This window comes from Streptomyces sp. NPDC102270 (genome assembly GCF_044766405.1).
Lineage (GTDB): Bacteria > Actinomycetota > Actinomycetes > Streptomycetales > Streptomycetaceae > Streptomyces.
Map to the genome: position 1 here is coordinate 69,497 of NZ_JBIWLX010000027.1, position 16,689 is coordinate 86,185.

Consider the following 16,689-nt stretch of genomic DNA (forward strand, 5'->3'; position numbering starts at 1 on the left):
GCCGTGGCTGTCGTGACGGGGATGCCGTAGGGCGGTCTCACCGTCGCCGGTGTGCTCGCCGGTGTCGTTCGTGGAGGCGTCTTGTTCGGGTGAGGGCGGTCATCAAGGCCGTCGCGGCTGCCGTGACCGGGATGCTGTAGGCCGCCGTCGGTGACAGGTGGTCCGCTGTCCAGCCGCCGGCCGCACTTCCGCAGGCGATGCCGCCGAGCAGGCCGGTCACGGCGAGGGTCATGCCCTCGTTGAGGCGGCCGGGCGGGGTGCGTTGCTGGATCAGGGTCATCCCGGTGACCATCGTCGGGGCGGTCGCCATCCCGGCGACGAGCAGCGCGGCGGCCAGCGCGAGCAGGGATCCGGTGAGGGAGGCGGCCAGCAGCGGGAGTGTCAGCAGGGCCGTCATGGCGGCTATGCACCACACATAGCGGTCCTCCGCGGACCCGGTCCGGCGTTTCGCCCCGTACACGAGCCCCGCCGCACACGAACCCGCTGCCTGGAGCGCGAGCACGAACCCGGCCGCCGAGCGGTGTCCCTGCGTGTCGGCGAAGGCGATGGTGACCACCTCCATCGAACCGAACACGGCACCCATGGCGAGGCAGACGGCGAGCAGGGACGGGATGCCGCCGGCGCGGAACGGCGCCTTCGCGAGGCCGCCCCTGCGCACCGGTGGTTCCGTCGACCGCTGTGCCGTGAACACCAGCATGCCCGTCACCAGCAACGCCACCCCGGTCAGCGTGCCCGCCTCCGGGAAGAGCCTCGTGCACAGAAGGGCCGCGAGGACCGGGCCCACCATGAAGCACGCCTCGTCCACGACCTGTTCGAAGGAGTTCGCGACATGCAGCGACCTCTCGTCGCCGTGCAGGAGGTGGGCCCAGCGGGCGCGGGACATCCCGCCGAGGTTGGGCGTCGTGGCGGTGGCGGCGTACGACACGAAGAGCGTCCACGCCGGGGCGCCGAGGCGCACGCACAGCAGCAGCGCCAGCGAACCCAGTGCGGCGAGTGCCGTGGCCGGTACGGCGATCCTGGCCTGTCCGTGTCGGTCGACGAGCCGCGCGGTCCACGGGCCGACCACCGCGGTGGCCGCGAGACCTGTCGCGGTGACGGCGCCGGCGAGGGCGTACGACCCACGCGTCCCCGCGATCATCACGACCGCGCTGACGCTGAACATGCCCATGGGAAGCCGGGCGAGAAGGTTCCCGACGGTGAAGGCGCGGACTCCGGGGGTGGCGAGAAGGCGACGGTAGGGGCCGGGGCCCCGCGAGCAAGTAGCGCGCCGGGCACGTGGGTCTCGCGCTCCTCGTGCGCTGAAGTCCACGATGACGAGCGTATCCGCGGTCGTGGTGAACATCGGTCGGTTCGGTTGCGGCATGCACCCAGCGTCGCGTGGAGACGATCAAGGGGTCCAACACCTTCTCCGTACCGATTCACGCACCTGTGTTGTAAGTTCGCCCGATGTCCGTGCCCAGCCCGAGACCCGGCCCCCGCTCCCACCACCTCGACCCCCGTCTCCTGCACGCCTTCCTCGCCGTCGCCGACGAGCTCCACTTCACGCGCGCGGCGGCCCGGCTCTACGTCGCCCAGCAGGCGCTCAGCCGTGATGTACGGCGCTTGGAGCGGGAGTTGGGCGCGGAACTGTTCGTGCGCACCACCCGCCAGGTGACCCTGACCGCGGACGGCGAGCGGCTGATGCCGTACGCCCGCCGGGCCCTGGACGCCCAGGACGCCCTGCTCGCCGCCTTCACGCAGGCCCGCCCCCTGCTCGTGGACTTGAATTACCCCGACCAGGCCACCGCCCGCGCCGTGCTGCTGCGCGCCCGGGAACTCGCCCCCGACCAGGAGCTGATGGCCCGCTACGAGAGCGGCCTGACGGGCGCGGCGGGGGAACTGCTGGCCGGTCGCCTCGATGCGTCCTTCGGCCGGTTCGCCGGTCTGGACCCGGCGCTGCGGGCAGGCCTGGACCACCAGCCCGTGCGGTACGAGCGCATGGCCGTCGTCCTGCCCGAGGACCATCGGCTGGCCTCTCTGGAGCAGGTGCCGCTCGCCGCCCTGGAGGGTGAGACGGTCTACGCGGGAGCCGGAAATCCGCGCACTCCGGAATGGACCGATCTCGCTCGTCGGTTGTTCGAAGGACGGGGCATCCAGCTCGCTCCGCCGGCCCCGCTCGCGGTCGGCGACGAGGAGTTCCGGCGGATCATGGCGAAGACCCGGAACCCGGTTCTCGCGGTCCTGGATTTTCCGGCCATGCCTGGCACCGTGCTGCGTCCACTGGTCGACCCGGTACCGCTGTCGCCCGTGTCGCTGGTGTGGCGCAGAGGTCTGGAGCACCCTGCGTTCGATGCCCTCCGACGCGCCGCAATCGAACTTTCCGTCGAACTTGACTGGCTTTGTCGGCCCTCCGATGGATGGGTTCCAGCCACCGATGAGGCCCATATGAACATCCACAAATGACACATGGCGAACACCCCTCCCTCGTCTGCGCTACATTCGTGGCCTGAGCACGGTGTGGTAAAGGGGGCGCTCGGACCGGGTGGGGGCCCGGTTCGGCCGACGTGTGCTCAAGGTCGACAGCGCGCCCAGATCAGCCCGTGGGGGGATGTGCGTGCGCGTGAAAAAGTGGCGAGAAGACGCCCAACCGGAATGGCCCGAGGTTGCATTAGGCACCAAGGACACCGTGACGACCGGGGGAGCCACCCAGGCCTTTCCGGAAACCGGAGAAATCAGGGAAACCGAGGACGCCGGAGAAACCGGTGCAACCGGAGCCCGAGTTGAGGCCGGGAAGGGTGACTTCGCCGGGGAGAGGAAGGGTGACTTCCCCGGGGCCCCGAGAGCGGACCGCGACCGGGTCCTCCCCGAGCCGCCCGGCCGCAGAGCCGTCGTACGCGATCCCTGGGACGAGTCCGGCAGCGGTGCCGGCGGCACCCACGACCCGCACGAGGTGACCGTCCAGCTCGACGCGGTCAGCGTGAACGATGACGGCCGTATCGAGGGCCGCCCCGGAGGCGACGGCGGATCCGAGGGCTCCGACGGCCCGGTCTTCGTCGACGAGTCGGGCCGGCGCAGCCGACGCTTCCGCCGGATCGGCATCGCCGTCGGCCTGGCCTGCGCGGTCTACGCCGTCGTCATCGTCGTCACCCTGCTGTCCGGCAACTCCAACGCGCCATGGCTCCCCATGACGGGCCCGAAGGACGACGCCCCGGCCGGCAAGGTCGACACCAGCCCGATGCCGGCCGAGTCCGCCGAGCCCTCCGCCGCCGCGGGGGTGATCCCGGGGACCACCCCGACGGTCAGCGGCGGCGCCACGCCGGTTCCCGGAGTCAGCGGCATCGCGCCCGGTGCCACCGTGAGCCCGGGCAGGCCGGAGACGTCCGCCGATCCGTCGGCCACCGCCACCCAGCCGGGCGGTAACCCGTCGGTCAGCGCCGATCCGTCGACGCAGCCGACGCAGTCGGTCACCCCGCCACCCAGCGCGTCGGTCACCCCGCCCGTCACCACCAGCCCCGAGCCCTCGGTCGCCCCGACTCAGACCACGGGCGGCGACAGCGCCGGCCCCGGCACGGTCGCCGACGGCCCGGCCGCCCCATCACCCATCGCGTCGGAGACGTCCCAGACCTCGGCACCGGGCACCTCGGCTCCCGCCGTGCCTACGGACGCCCCGGTCTCCTCCCCGTCCCCGGAGCACATCCTCTGATGGCATCCCGTACCTACCGCCGGGGGGCCGTGCCCGGAGCCACTGCGGCTGCCGCTGCCGACCCGGCCGCCTCTTCACGCGGCGCGTCGGAGGCCTGCGCTTCTTCGTTCGTGGCGTCGGGGGCGTGCGCCTGTTCGTTGGTCGCGTCCGAGGTCTACGGCACCTCGTTCGTGGCGTCGGGGGCGTGCGCCTGTTCGTTGGTCGCGTCCGAGGTCTACGGCACCTCGTTCGTGGCGTCGGGGGCGTGCGCCTGTTCGTCGGTCACGTCCGAGGTCTACGGCACCTCGTCCGTGGCGTCGGAGGCGTGCGCCTGCTCGTCGGTCACGTCGGAGGCCCGCGCTTCCTCGCCCGTCGCGTCGGCGGCCTCCGCCACCCCGCCCATCGCGGCGGAGACCTGGGACACCGGCACCTCCGCTCCCGCCGTGCCCTCCGCCACCCCACCCATCGCGTCGGAGACCTGGGGCACCGGCCCCGGCCCCGGCCCCGGCACCTCCGCTCCCGCCGTGCCCTCCGACGCCCCGCTCTCCTCCCCGTCCCCGGAGTACACCCTCTGATGGCATCCCGCACCCGCCGCCCGGGGGCCGCCCCTGGAGCCCCCGACGGCTCCAGGCGCCGTCGCCTGCCCATGCGCCTGCTGCTGCCCGTGCTCGTCCTCGTCGCGCTCATGGCGATGCTGATGCTGCGCGGCTACGTCCACAGCGAGATCCTCGCCGACCACCGCATCCGGTCCGAGGCCGCCACCGACAAGGTGCCGGAGAAGATCCTCGACGGCGGCCCGGTGATCGACACCCGCGGCGGCCGCGCCACCAGCCTGAAGATGCCCGACCGCCGCCTCGTCCTCACCTTCGACGACGGCCCCGACCCGACCTGGACCCCCAAGGTCCTGGACGTCCTGAAGAAGCACCACGCGCACGCGGTCTTCTTCGTCACCGGCACCATGGCCTCCCGCTACCCGGACCTGGTCAAGCGCATGGTCGACGAGGGCCACGAGATCGGGCTGCACACCTTCAACCACCCCGACCTGTCCTTCCAGTCGAAGAAGCGCATCGACTGGGAGCTCTCCCAGAACCAGCTCGCCCTCGCCGGCGCGGCCGGTATCCGCACCTCGCTGTTCCGCCCGCCGTACTCCTCCTTCGCCGACGCCATGGACAACAAGTCCTGGCCGGTCACCGAGTACATCGGCACCCGCGGCTACATCACCGTCGTCAACAACACCGACAGCGAGGACTGGCAGAAGCCCGGCGTGCGCCAGATCATCCGCAACGCCATGCCGAAGAACGGCAAGGGCGCGATCGTGCTGATGCACGACTCCGGCGGCGACCGCCACCAGACCGTCCAGGCCCTCGACCGCTTCCTGCCCGAGATGAAGGACAAGGGCTACGAGTTCGACAACCTCACCGAGGCCCTCGACGCGCCCACCGCGCACACCGCCGTCGCCGGACCCGAACTGTGGAAGGGCAAGGCGTGGATCTTCCTGGTCCAGGCCTCCGAGCACATCACCGACGTCCTCGTCGTCGGACTCTCGATCATCGGTTCCCTGGTCATCGGCCGCTTCCTCCTCATGCTGCTGCTCTCGGGCATCCACGCCCGCCGCGTGCGCCGCAAGGACTTCCGCTGGGGAGAGCCGGTCACCCAGCCGGTGTCGGTGCTGGTCCCGGCCTACAACGAGGCCAAGTGCATCGAGAACACCGTCCGTTCACTGATGGCGAGCGAGCACCCCATCGAGGTGCTCGTCATCGACGACGGTTCGAGCGACGGCACCGCCCGGATCGTCGAGGCGATGGGCCTGCCGAACGTCCGGGTCGTACGCCAGCTCAACGCGGGCAAGCCGGCCGCCCTCAACCGCGGTCTGGCGAACGCCCGTCACGACATCATCGTGATGATGGACGGCGACACCGTCTTCGAACCGTCCACGGTCCGCGAGCTGGTGCAGCCCTTCGGCGACCTGCGCGTGGGAGCCGTCGCCGGTAACGCGAAGGTCGGCAACCGCGACTCGATGATCGGCGCCTGGCAGCACATCGAGTACGTGATGGGCTTCAACCTCGACCGCCGGATGTACGACGTCCTGCGCTGCATGCCGACGATTCCGGGCGCAGTGGGAGCCTTCCGCCGGTCCGCCCTGGAACGCGTCGGCGGCATGAGCGACGACACGCTCGCCGAGGACACCGACATCACCATGGCCATGCACCGGGACGGCTGGCGCGTGGTCTACGCGGAGAAGGCGCGCGCCTGGACGGAGGCACCGGAGACGGTCCAGCAGCTCTGGTCCCAGCGCTACCGGTGGTCGTACGGCACCATGCAGGCGATCTGGAAGCACCGGAAGGCACTGGTGGAACGGGGCCCGTCGGGCCGCTTCGGCCGCGTCGGCCTGCCCCTGGTGTCCCTGTTCATGGTGGTGGCGCCCCTGCTGGCCCCGCTGATCGACGTATTCCTGCTCTACGGCGTCGTGTTCGGCCCGACCGAGAAGACGATCGTGGCCTGGCTGGGCGTCCTCGCGCTCCAACTGGTGTGCGCCGCCTACGCGTTCCGGCTGGACCGGGAGCGCATGACCCACCTGATCTCGCTGCCGTTGCAGCAGATCCTCTACCGCCAGCTCATGTACGTCGTGCTGCTCCAGTCCTGGATCACGGCCCTCACCGGAGGCCGCCTGCGCTGGCAGAAGCTGCGCCGTACGGGGGTCGTCGAGGCACCGGGCGGACCGGTGCCCCGGCAGCAGCGGCGCAATGGCAGCGACGAGCGGAGGCCGGTCGGATGACGCAGGAGTACACAGCGGGGCGGCACGGGGTGGTCGCCGCACCCAAGGCCCCCGGCCGGGACCGCTATCTGGACCTGCTGCGCTCCCTGGCACTGGTCCGCGTCGTCCTGTACCACCTCTTCGGCTGGGCCTGGCTGACGATCCTGTTCCCGTCGATGGGCGTGATGTTCGCGCTGGCGGGCTCGCTGATGGCCCGCTCGCTGAACAGGCCGACGCTGAGCGTGATCAGGAGCCGGATCCGCCGACTCCTGCCGCCCCTCTGGGCGTTCAGCGCGGTGGTGCTGCCGCTGATGTTCGTAGGCGGCTGGAGGCTCTCCGAGGACCCGGACCACAGCGGCACCTGGGGCCTGCTGGACATGGTCAACTACGTCGTCCCGATCGGGGCGCCGCCGTACCCCTGGGAGGTCGGCTTCCCCTCCGACCTGCTGGAGAGCACGTGGGCGGACCAGGCGGTGGGCCCGCTGTGGTACCTCCGCGCCTATCTGTGGTTCGTGCTGGCCTCCCCGCTGCTGCTGTGGGCGTTCCGCAGGGTGCCGTGGGCGACCCTCCTGGCACCGCTGGCCCTGACGGCCGTGGTGGGCACGGGCCTGGTGACCATCCCCGGCGAGCTCGGCAACGCCGTCACCGACTTCGCGGTCTACGGCAGCTGCTGGATCCTCGGTTTCGCGCACCACGAGGGCGTGCTGGCGAAGGTCCCGCGCTATCTCGCCGTCTCCGGCTCGGTCATGGTGATGGCCTTCGCCCTGTGGTGGGCCTCCGGCCACCTGGGCCCCGAGGGCTGGGACCTGAACGACATCCCCCTCGCCCAGGCGGCCTGGTCCTTCGGTTTCGTGGTGATCCTGCTCCAGTACTCACCGTCCTGGCAGGAGCTGCCCGGCCGCCTGGCCCGCTGGGACAAACTGGTGACCCTCTCCAACAACCGCGCCGTCACGATCTACCTCTGGCACAACCTGCTGATCATGGCCACGGTCCCGATCATCGACCTGGCCTACCGGCTCCCCTTCATGCAGAGCGAGCGCGCGGTCGCGGCGCTCGACGCGACGGACATGCTGTGGATGTTCTTCCTGGTGTGGCCGTTGATCGGGGTTGCGATCCTGGCGTTCGGGTGGATCGAGGATTTGGCGGCGAAGCGGAGGCCGAGGCTGTGGCCGAACGGTTCACGGCGGGGCCGGGTCGGCGCCGCGGCGACAGCGGGCCACAAGTCCTGACGGCTTCGGGCTCCGCCCCCCTGCGCGCGGAGGCGGAGCCCGACCGTGTCATCCGATGGAGAGCCGTTTCGGCCAGTAGGTGTTCGGGTTGATGACCTGTGTGCCCGAGCCCGACAGCGCGGTCTTGCCCCCTGCATGGAACCTCACGGCACCGTTGGCTGCGACAGACCAGATGTCGGAAATGCCATCGCTGTTGGCGTCAGGCGTCCCCATCAGCAGCGGGACGTCGGTGGTGTACCAGCCGGAAGCACCGTACTCGGTGTCGGCCTTGCCCGAGGAGTTCGCGGCGGAAGCCAGGGAGTTGAGGTCGGTCCCTCCTCCGCTCGCGGCGATCCCCTTGCGGAGCAGAAGTCGCCCGGACGAGTCGGTGCGATAGACCATGTCGGCGGCCCCGTCTCCGCTGACGTCCATGACGGTCACCAGATCACGGTTGGCCCACCCGCCGGACAGAAGAACTGCCTGGTCGACCGTCGCTCCGTGGTATCCGATGAAGGCCCACAACTCGTCGCCGACAGTGGCGAGGAAGTCGGTGCGTCCGTCTCCGGTGATGTCTCCGGAGGCGACGATCTGAGTCAGGGCCGAAGGGCCCGGCGCACCCGCCGGCAGCAGGATCTCCTGCCGTCTGTCGATGTTGACCGCACCGTAGCCGCACGACGGAGACCAGGTACAGCCCGGCCGACGAGGGTGGTCCCATCACCGAGGTGAGGTCCTTCGACGCCAAGGATCACGAGACCATCACGACCTATGACCCCGGGCGGAGTCTCCCTCTGACGGTCACCGATCCCAACGGCCGCCTCACACGTACCGAGTACGACGCTCTCGGCCGACTGGTGAAGGGTTGGTCCCCGTCCCGTTCGGGCGCGGGACAGTCACCGAGCGTGCAGATCGCCTACCAGGCGGCAATCGCCACGAGTACGGAGAACCGCCCGCCGGCGGTGACTGTCAAGACGCTGAAGGACGACGGTTCCTACGGCACGAACGTCACTCTCTATGACGGCCTGGGGCGCGAGGTTCAGCAGCAGGCGGAGGCCCATGGCCCCGGCCGAATCATCGTGGACACCAAGTACGACGACCACGGCCTCGTCCACGAGAAGACGGGGGGCTATCTGGCGAAGGGAGAACCCGACACGGTTCTGTTCGCCCCGAAGTCGAACTGGCTGTTCCCCTCATGGACCGAATACCGCTACGACGGCCTGGAACGCGAGGTACGGGCGACGGCCTACCAGGGCGACGACTACAAGGACGCGACCTACAGGTCATACGGCCTGTCCACCACGTTCGTGGACCCGGCGGGCTCGACCCTGCCGAAGACCTGGACGTCCTACGACGCCCTCGGCCGGGTCACCATGCTGAAGCACTACACCCAGATGCCGTTCTCCCGGCAGATCCGGTCGAACAACACCTCACCGCCCTGCCCGAACCGGTCGGTGAACTGCTTGCCGTTGTCCGTGAGCACCTCCTCCGGCACCCCGAACGCCTGCAAGGCCCCAGCGAACGCCGCGCAGACCGCCCGCCCCGTCGCCCGCTCGACCACCGACGCGATCACGCAGAACCGGGAATGGTCATCCACCCCCGTCACGATCTTCACCTCGGTCAACTCCCCGGTCACCCGGTCGATCAGCATCACCCCGCCGACGAAGTCCATCTGCCACAACTGCATCGCACGCTCGCGCTGCCAGCGCTTGTAATCCGACCGCTTCCGCCGCCGCACCCCCGGCTCCACCAGCCCATGACGGACCAGGATCCGATACACAGTCATCCGCGACGGCACCGGCGCCACCGCCCCGGACCGCTCCAGCACATGAGCGATCCGCCGCGGACCCCACCGCGGATGCTTACGCCGCAGCTCGCATACGGCCGCCTCCACCTCGCCGGACGCCTGATGCGGACACGACGCCGGCCTGCGTGACCGGTCCGCCAGACCTGCCAGGCCCGCGGCCGCATACCTCGACTTCCACCCGCTCACCGTCTGCCGCGACACCCCCAGCGACGCGGCGACCTCCGTCACCGTCGCGCCCGCCAGAACAGCCAGGACCGCCCGGTATCTCTGCTCGACAACCGACAACTCCACCAGCGCCAATCCCAGCCTCCCGCCACGCACCGCAACGACGCGCACAGAAAAGCCGATCACGGCCACTGTCAACCATCAGCTGGGACCGAACTGTCAAGCATCTACCGGGACCGGACACGGGGTGGCCCGGGGTGTGCGTTCAGATTTTCTCTACGAGGTTCGAGGTTCAAGGCGGGCCCCGCCCGTCTGAACCGGCCGAACATTGCCGACCGCCCCACCGTCGGGCGAGCAGCCGACGCTCGTGCCGAGTGCTGGCGGGCTGCCGGTCCCGGGCGTGAGCACTTGCGCGTCGCACAGCAAGTTGTCGCCTACGACCGTCCTACGGCCGGATCGCAGGCACAGGGCCGACCAGGGGGCCGACCCTTCAGGTGCGTCGCGCAGGCTCACCGAGGGCGGCGGCCGGCATCGCCTCCAGCGGGGAGCGATACCCCCAGCGGCCCACCCTCTCGGCGGCCCCCTCTTCACCCGGCCTCCGCGCTGCCGCACTGGCGGGGACACCGGCATCGCCCCGACGCCCGAGGCCGCCCTTTCCGGCGAACGGGCCGCCGGGGGAAGTACCAGGCAGGACACATGCGGGGACATCGACCAAGTTCCTGGCAATCGTCGGGCGACTGCCCGCAAGCCAGCGGGAGTGAACCTCTGCCGATACCGCTGTCCGAGGCCGCGGGGCCGTCCTACACTGCTTGCGTGACCGCTGCATACGACTACGAGGACATGCACCACCTGGTGGACCGGCTCACCCCGACCCAGGTGCGACGCCTGCGCCTGCTCGTTACCCAGGATGAGGAATTGTCCCAGGTTGCCCAGTCGCTGCCGGCAGTCGACGCGAACGAGGCCGAGGAGTCGGTCCCGGCAGGGCTGCTGGCCCTGATCGGCAGCGTGAACGGCCCAGAGGATCTGGCTGAACGGCACGACGACTACATCCGAGAGCGGATGCGCGAGCGCTTCGGCGACTCGGCGTGATCGCCACGGTCCTGGACACCGGACCCCTGGCTGCGGCGTTCAACGCGGCCGACCGGCGTTACCCGGAGTGCGCCTCCCTGCTGACCTCGCTGACCGGTCGCCGTCTGCTGCCCACCCCGGTCATGACCGAGGTCTGCTGGTTGCTGGAGCGCTGGCCCCAGGTCGAAGCGGCGTTCCTCGCCGAGGTCGCACGGGGAACATTCGAGCTGGTGCACCTCACTCCCACCGACCTGACGCGCATGGGCGAGCTGGTCCTCCAGTACGCCGACTTCCCGCTCGGCGGAGTCGACGCCTCGGTCATCGCGGTGGCCGAGCGCTTCGGCGTGGACCGGGTAGCCACCCTCGATCGGCGGCACTTCAGCGTCGTCAAGCCCGCCCACGTCCCGGCGCTGACACTCCTGCCATAGCCCGACCAGCGGTCTACACCCCTGACGGCAGCGCTGACGGCAACAACCACGGACACCAGGGCACAGCCACGGACGCCAGCGGAGTGCAAAACCGCCGATGACCTGCGAAAACGCAGGTGGGGAGGGGTCGCGTAGCCCACGTACTATGTGCTGGCTGGCGAGACTCCGGTTCTCGTTCATAATTCAGGTTGTCCCAGCTTCCGAACCAGCAAGCCGATTGAGGGGCTACTTCCCGACTATGGGCAGATCTCTTTTTACGCGATCGTCAGTTCCGCCGGTAAACTGATCAAGTGGGGCATATCGAAGAACCACGTTGCCCGCTATTCATCCCGGCAGATATCTGAAATGGGTGGATCCCGCATGCAGATTGTCAAGAATTTTGATTCAAGGCGTGATGAATTGGATGCGGAGCGATACACGGTGGAGCGGTGTCCTGGACCTGCCAATTTCGAAGACCGCAGAGGCTCTGTGGCCTCGAATCAGTCATGGGAGGAGGATCTCCAGCATGCGACAGGGGGTGGTCTATTCCGAGAGCTTGGGCGGTAGGGCCAGGCTGGTTCCCTTTTCTACCCCTTCATAAATCAACCCGGAATGGTGCGACTGGTTGGGAGAGTGGAATTTCATTGGTGATCTTAATTTGCGAGACAATGGCTCCCTCGTCGTGGAGTCGGTAGAAGCCTCAGCTGGTTGGTGTGTGTCGGTATCGTTGCTCGATAGCGGCGAGTTCGAGACTGTTTACCGCTGTTCTCCTAGACGTGAGCATGGATCTCCGGGCTGCCAAGCTAATTAAAGACGGCTCGTGCACAGGAATAAGCGCAAACATCGTGCATTCCGGTATTCATTCGGTTCGTCGTAGGTGTTGGTCGTGGCTGCGGCCTGACACTGCGTATGAAGCGAAATAGGACCATGTGAAAGACGGGAAGGATAGGAAGGGTCCCTCCTCGGTTTTTGAGTCGCGGATATGGGTGGCCAGGGGCGTCATGGCTATCTCGACGCAGTTCGAGCCGTCGCCGCTGTAGCTGGACTTCCGCCAGTGGATGGGCTGCATAGTTCGGTCCCTCACAAGTCCTTGATGGGGCGGTGGATGAAGTCGCGTGACTCGGTGGGCGGGAGCGCGCAGGATTCCATGCCGTCCAGCACGGCCCGGTACTTGCTCAACTGTGCTTCCGCGTCGAGGAACTCGCATGCTCCGTGGTGCGAGTCGAGTTGGACGGTGTCGAGTTGGGGGACGGGGCCCTCGACGTAGTCGAAGGACTGGCCGGTGGTGGGGAAGTGGTCCGCACCGAACGGGATCACGCGGAGGCTGCACGGCATGGCCCATGTCCTCAACCGCGTGGAGCTGTTGACGTCCGAACTCGTCACCAACGCCTACCTGCACACCAAGGGGCCCGCCCCGCTGCGGCTGACGGCCCTGGGGGAGGGGCGGCTGCGCGTTGGGGTCTGGGACAGCCACCCTTACATTCCCGCGCCCTTCGCCCGCCATCCCGGCGATCGAGTTCCGCCCGCTCCGGCGGGGGACCTCGGAGGGCGTGGACTGTTCCTCGTCCAGGAGCTTGCCGACTCCTGGGGTGGCTGGTCGCTCGAGGACGGGCTTCTCGACCGGGGTGCCGGGAAGCTGCTGTGGTTCGAGGTTGGTGGGAAGTGCTGAGCGGCGGCGTGATCGTCCGTCCTGCCGCAGCTGTCGCACGAGCCCGGCATACTGCTGCTGTGGCCGAGTACGCAGACACAAGCGGGAGCGCGCCTTCCCGCTGGGGTTACGGGACGGAGCGGCTGCCGGTGACGCTCGACGAGCTGGCCGGACCCGAGGGCGGATCCGTCGCGCTTCCCCTGGAGCTCGCGTGGTCCGGGCTGCGGGTCTTCGATCTCGATGATGTGAAGCTGCTGCTGGGCCTGTACCGGATCGTCCTGAACAACGGATCGACGGACGACTTCGTGCGCTACCTCGATCAGGGGCACCTCGTCCGCCACTGGCCGATCCTGCGCAAGATGCTGGGGCATGGCGTGCGCGAGACGTGGGAGGAAGCCTTTCCCGAGCTCTGCCGCTCCCGCTCGGCATGAGGCTGCCGCCCCTGCACCGCCGGCTCCTGGCGGATGCCCTGGACGCGGGCGAGGACTTCGAGCTCGCCCTCGCCGGCGGGTATGCCGTACAGGCTCATGGCCTGGTCGATCTTCCCAGTCAGGATCTGGACTTCGCGACTCGGCACCTTGCGTCGATGACCGACATCGTCCTGCGCCTTGCGGACGGCCTGCGGGGAAGGGCTGGGCGGTCGCCGTTGTCGACGTCAGGGCGCGGCTCCTCGTCAGGGATCCGGACAGTCAGGAGACCCGCGACGGATGCCACCCCGCTCCCCACGGACGGGAGTCGCAGCACGGTCTCCATGGCCATGCGCGCCCTCGTCGACCGCGGTCTGCCCCAGGACCTGATCGACGTCTACGCCGCCTGTCCGTACTACTCCGTGATCGAGCTCGAGCAGCTGGGCCAGTTCGACCTGTGCGAGCTGCGCGACCGGCTGGAGAGTGTCGTATGGGTGAGTGATGAGGAGTTCGCGGCCTACGGGCTCAGCCCAGAAGACATCGCTGAGCTGCGACGATGGGTGCTGGAGTGGGAGTCCGACCTGGGGCTGCGGATTCTCGAGGACTACGACGATCCCGAGGACGCCGACGGCTGACGCAGTCCGCCGGCTCTCACACCGCCGCCTCCCGGCGCGGAGCTGTTCGTAACACAAAGCCCCCACGACCTCTCATCCCGCCCTCCGCCGGGGTGAGAGCAACGTTCCTTTCCGGTCACCCTGTGCCACAGGCAGGAAACGCGTCGTCCCTACCTTCGGGATCAGCCACTCGAAGCAGGACCGAGCCCCGTCGCACCGTGGAGGCGTCATGACAGCCCCTAGTACAGCCCCCGCACCCCCGAGCAGGGGCGGCCGCTGGATCCAGCAGTGGGATCCGGAGGACGAGACCTTCTGGAAGGAGACCGGCGAGAAGATCGCCAAGCGGAACCTGCTCTTCTCCGTTCTCTCCGAGCACATCGGGTTCTCGGTCTGGACCATGTGGTCCGTGCTGGTGCTCTTCATGGGCCCGGAGTACGGCCTGACCCCGGCCGACAAGTTCCTGCTCACCTCGATGGTCACGCTCGTCGGTGCCGTCGTCCGCGTCCCCTACACCTTCGCCGTGGCGATCTTCGGCGGGCGGAACTGGACGATCATCTCGGCCAGCCTCCTCCTCATCCCCACCATCGCCGCGTTCACCGTGATGAAGCCGGGGACCTCGTTCAACACCTTCCTGCTTATCGGCCTGCTGGCCGGCATCGGCGGCGGCAACTTCGCCTCGTCCATGACGAACATCAACGCGTTCTTCCCCCTCCGCAAGAAGGGGTGGGCCCTCGGGCTCAACGCCGGCGGCGGCAACATCGGCGTCCCGGTCATCCAGCTGATCGCCCTCGCGATCATCGGCGCCAGCGGCGGACCCCGGGTGCTGCTCGGGATCTACATCCCGCTGATCCTCGTCGCCGCCGTCCTCTCCTCGCTCTTCATGGACAACATCGAGAACGTGAAGAACGACACCGGCGCCGCCAAGGACGCCGCGAAGGACGGCCACACCTGGATCATGTCCTTCCTCTACATCGGTACGTTCGGCTCGTTCATCGGTTACAGCTTCGCCTTCGGGCAGGTGCTGACCAACCAGTTCGGCCGGACCCCGCTGGAGGCCGCGTACGTCACCTTCATCGGCCCGCTGCTCGGCTCGCTGATCCGTCCGGTGGGCGGCGCGCTGGCCGACAAGTACGGCGGCGCGAAGATCACGCTGTACAACTACGTCGGCATGGGCGTGGCGACCGCGGTCCTGATCGCCGCCAGCATGCAGAAGTCGCTCGGACTGTTCACCGTCGCGTTCGTGGTGCTCTTCGTCCTCAGCGGCCTCGGCAACGGCTCGACGTTCAAGATGATCCCCGGCATCTTCCACACGAAGGCTCTCGCCAAGGGGCTGGAGGGCGAAGCGGCCGCCGCCTACGGGCGTCGCCTCTCCGGTGCCTCCATGGGTCTGATCGGCGCGGTCGGCGCGCTCGGTGGCGTCGGCATCAACCTCGCCTTCCGCCAGTCCTTCCTCTCCTACGGCTCCGGAACCGGCGCGTTCGTCGCCTTCCTCGCCTTCTACGCGGCCTGCTTCCTGGTCACCTGGGCCGTATACCTTCGCCGTACGGCCGCCCAGGGCCGGGCCGCGACCGCCACAGAGGCGAAGCCGCAGCTCAACTACGCCGAGGTGTGACGTAACACTGGCGACATGAACCGGAACCGAGCCTGTCACGAGCCGTTGACAGGCTCGGTCGGCATGTAGGTCAGACGACAGACTGTGGGACGACAGCCATGTACGACGAACAGCAGGCAGCAGAGCAACACGGCCCCCTCGCGGGGTTCACCGTGGGAGTCACGGCCGCGCGCCGGGCGGACGAGCTCGGTGCGCTGCTCCAGCGCCGCGGGGCCGCGGTCCTGCACGCGCCCGCCCTGCGGATCGTGCCCCTCTCCGACGACAGCGAGCTGCTGGCGGCGACGAAGGACCTGATCGACCAGGCGCCGGACGTCGTGGTGGCCACCACGGCCATCGGGTTCCGGGGGTGGGTCGAGGCCGCCGACGGGTGGGGGCTCGGTGAGGCGCTCATCGACCGGCTGCGCGAGGTGGAGCTGCTCGCGCGCGGGCCCAAGGTCAAGGGGGCCGTACGGGCCGCCGGGCTGACGGAGGAATGGTCGCCGTCGTCCGAGTCCATGGCCGAGGTGCTGGACCGGCTGCTGGAGGAGGGCGTCGAGGGACGCCGGGTCGCCATTCAGCTGCACGGGGAGCCGTTGCCCGGGTTCGTGGAGGCGCTGCGGGCCGGGGGAGCGGAGGTCGTGGGGGTGCCGGTGTACCGGTGGATGCCGCCGGAGGACATCGGGCCGGTGGACCGGCTGCTGGACGCGGCGGTCTCCCGCGGTCTCGACGCGCTCACCTTCACCAGCGCTCCCGCCGCGGCCTCGCTGCTGTCCCGGGCCGAGGACCGCGGTCTGCTGCCGGAGCTGCTCGCCGCGCTCAACCATGACGTGCTGCCGGCGTGTGTCGGGCCGGTGACCGCGCTGCCGTTGCAGGCGCGGGGCGTGGACACGGTGTCGCCCGAGCGCTTCCGGCTCGGACCGCTCGTGCAGTTGCTGTGCCAGGAGCTTCCCGGGCGGGCCCGGACCTTGCCCATCGCCGGCCACCGGGTGGAGATCCGGGGGCACGCCGTCCTGGTCGACGGGACGCTGCGGCCGGTGCCCCCGGCGGGGATGTCGCTGCTGCGGGCGCTGTCCCGGCGGCCCGGCTGGGTGGTGTCCCGGGCGGAGCTCCTGCGGGCGCTGCCGGGCGCCGGACGGGATGAGCACGCGGTGGAGACGGCGATGGCCCGCCTCCGTACGGCCCTGGGGGCCCCGAAGCTGATCCAGACGGTGGTGAAGCGGGGGTACCGGCTGGCGCTGGACCCGGCGGCGGACGCGAAGTACTCGGACGCCTAGCTGTTCTGTCCTGGGAGGTTGTGGACAGGTGAGCCAGGTCTCGACTGAGGGATCTTGAACGGATGAGGGCCTTCCGGTTCGGTGTGGATT

General features: G+C 69.2%; 14 protein-coding genes and 4 pseudogenes. 12 read left to right on the plus strand and 6 right to left on the minus strand.

What is annotated here, in order from left to right; all coding sequences use genetic code 11:
- Positions 1 to 37: 37 nt before the first annotated feature.
- Entirely contained in the window at positions 38 to 1,363 is a 1,326-nt protein-coding gene (locus tag ACIRP7_RS40710) for an MFS transporter (RefSeq protein WP_403670546.1), read from the minus strand.
- Positions 1,364 to 1,446: 83 nt separating this feature from the next.
- Here ACIRP7_RS40710 and ACIRP7_RS40715 point away from each other — a divergent pair, with 83 nt between their 5' ends.
- Both ACIRP7_RS40715 and ACIRP7_RS40720 read left to right on the plus strand, forming a co-directional pair.
- The gene (locus ACIRP7_RS40715) at positions 1,447 to 2,442 is read left to right on the plus strand and encodes a LysR family transcriptional regulator (RefSeq protein ID WP_403670548.1); all 996 of its coding nucleotides are present in this window, start codon (positions 1,447 to 1,449) and stop codon (positions 2,440 to 2,442) included.
- Between the two features lie 223 nt (positions 2,443 to 2,665).
- A complete protein-coding gene (locus ACIRP7_RS40720; RefSeq protein WP_403670551.1) occupies positions 2,666 to 3,682 on the plus strand; it encodes a hypothetical protein in 1,017 nt (338 codons plus the stop codon).
- Between the two features lie 274 nt (positions 3,683 to 3,956).
- Here ACIRP7_RS40720 and ACIRP7_RS40725 read toward each other — a convergent pair whose 3' ends face one another.
- Positions 3,957 to 4,229, minus strand: coding sequence for a hypothetical protein (locus ACIRP7_RS40725; protein WP_403670553.1), 273 nt, complete (start codon positions 4,227 to 4,229; stop codon positions 3,957 to 3,959).
- A gap of 6 nt (positions 4,230 to 4,235) precedes the next feature.
- Between ACIRP7_RS40725 and ACIRP7_RS40730 the strand changes: the two genes are divergently transcribed.
- On the plus strand, positions 4,236 to 6,437 hold the full coding sequence (locus ACIRP7_RS40730; RefSeq protein WP_403670556.1) for a glycosyltransferase: 2,202 nt from the start codon (positions 4,236 to 4,238) through the stop codon (positions 6,435 to 6,437).
- Positions 6,434 to 7,645, plus strand: coding sequence for an acyltransferase (locus tag ACIRP7_RS40735; RefSeq protein WP_403670559.1), 1,212 nt, complete (start codon positions 6,434 to 6,436; stop codon positions 7,643 to 7,645). Before ACIRP7_RS40730 ends, ACIRP7_RS40735 begins: the two co-directional genes overlap by 4 nt.
- Before the next feature lie 48 nt (positions 7,646 to 7,693).
- Here the strand turns inward: ACIRP7_RS40735 and ACIRP7_RS40740 are convergent.
- Positions 7,694 to 8,302: pseudogene (locus tag ACIRP7_RS40740) on the minus strand (hypothetical protein); the annotation flags it as partial.
- 44 nt (positions 8,303 to 8,346) lie between these two features.
- On the opposite strand from ACIRP7_RS40740, the pseudogene ACIRP7_RS40745 reads away from it, so the two are divergent.
- Positions 8,347 to 8,472 (plus strand): annotated as a pseudogene (locus ACIRP7_RS40745) (hypothetical protein); the annotation flags it as partial.
- Positions 8,473 to 9,011: 539 nt separating this feature from the next.
- Here ACIRP7_RS40745 and ACIRP7_RS40750 read toward each other — a convergent pair.
- Positions 9,012 to 9,710, minus strand: a pseudogene (locus ACIRP7_RS40750) (helix-turn-helix domain-containing protein); the annotation flags it as partial.
- 693 nt (positions 9,711 to 10,403) lie between these two features.
- Here ACIRP7_RS40750 and ACIRP7_RS40755 point away from each other — a divergent pair.
- Both ACIRP7_RS40755 and ACIRP7_RS40760 read left to right on the plus strand, forming a co-directional pair.
- On the plus strand, positions 10,404 to 10,679 hold the full coding sequence (locus ACIRP7_RS40755) for a hypothetical protein (protein ID WP_334476569.1): 276 nt from the start codon (positions 10,404 to 10,406) through the stop codon (positions 10,677 to 10,679).
- The gene (locus tag ACIRP7_RS40760) at positions 10,676 to 11,086 is read left to right on the plus strand and encodes a type II toxin-antitoxin system VapC family toxin (RefSeq protein WP_403670562.1); all 411 of its coding nucleotides are present in this window, start codon (positions 10,676 to 10,678) and stop codon (positions 11,084 to 11,086) included. Before ACIRP7_RS40755 ends, ACIRP7_RS40760 begins: the two co-directional genes overlap by 4 nt.
- Before the next feature lie 838 nt (positions 11,087 to 11,924).
- Here the strand turns inward: ACIRP7_RS40760 and ACIRP7_RS40765 are convergent.
- Both ACIRP7_RS40765 and ACIRP7_RS40770 read right to left on the minus strand, forming a co-directional pair.
- On the minus strand, positions 11,925 to 12,134 hold the full coding sequence (locus ACIRP7_RS40765) for a DUF397 domain-containing protein (protein ID WP_403670565.1): 210 nt from the start codon (positions 12,132 to 12,134) through the stop codon (positions 11,925 to 11,927).
- Between the two features lie 11 nt (positions 12,135 to 12,145).
- Positions 12,146 to 12,391, minus strand: a pseudogene (locus tag ACIRP7_RS40770) (Scr1 family TA system antitoxin-like transcriptional regulator); the annotation flags it as partial.
- A 7-nt stretch (positions 12,392 to 12,398) separates the two neighbouring features.
- On the opposite strand from ACIRP7_RS40770, the gene ACIRP7_RS40775 reads away from it, so the two are divergent.
- From ACIRP7_RS40775 to ACIRP7_RS40795, 5 genes are all read left to right on the plus strand, one after another.
- Entirely contained in the window at positions 12,399 to 12,734 is a 336-nt protein-coding gene (locus ACIRP7_RS40775) for an ATP-binding protein (protein WP_403670568.1), read from the plus strand.
- A gap of 128 nt (positions 12,735 to 12,862) precedes the next feature.
- Positions 12,863 to 13,144 (plus strand): hypothetical protein, encoded by a 282-nt coding sequence (locus ACIRP7_RS40780; protein ID WP_403670571.1) that lies wholly within the window; start codon positions 12,863 to 12,865, stop codon positions 13,142 to 13,144.
- Positions 13,141 to 13,755, plus strand: a complete 615-nt coding sequence (locus tag ACIRP7_RS40785; RefSeq protein ID WP_403670574.1) for a hypothetical protein — start codon at positions 13,141 to 13,143, stop codon at positions 13,753 to 13,755. The genes ACIRP7_RS40780 and ACIRP7_RS40785 overlap by 4 nt, the downstream gene beginning before the upstream one ends.
- A 208-nt stretch (positions 13,756 to 13,963) precedes the next feature.
- Positions 13,964 to 15,346, plus strand: a complete 1,383-nt coding sequence (locus ACIRP7_RS40790) for a nitrate/nitrite transporter (protein WP_403670577.1) — start codon at positions 13,964 to 13,966, stop codon at positions 15,344 to 15,346.
- Positions 15,347 to 15,444: 98 nt separating this feature from the next.
- Positions 15,445 to 16,599: a uroporphyrinogen-III synthase gene (locus ACIRP7_RS40795; protein WP_403670580.1), complete on the plus strand. Its 1,155-nt coding sequence runs from the start codon at positions 15,445 to 15,447 to the stop codon at positions 16,597 to 16,599.
- The last annotated feature ends 90 nt before the right edge of the window (positions 16,600 to 16,689 follow it).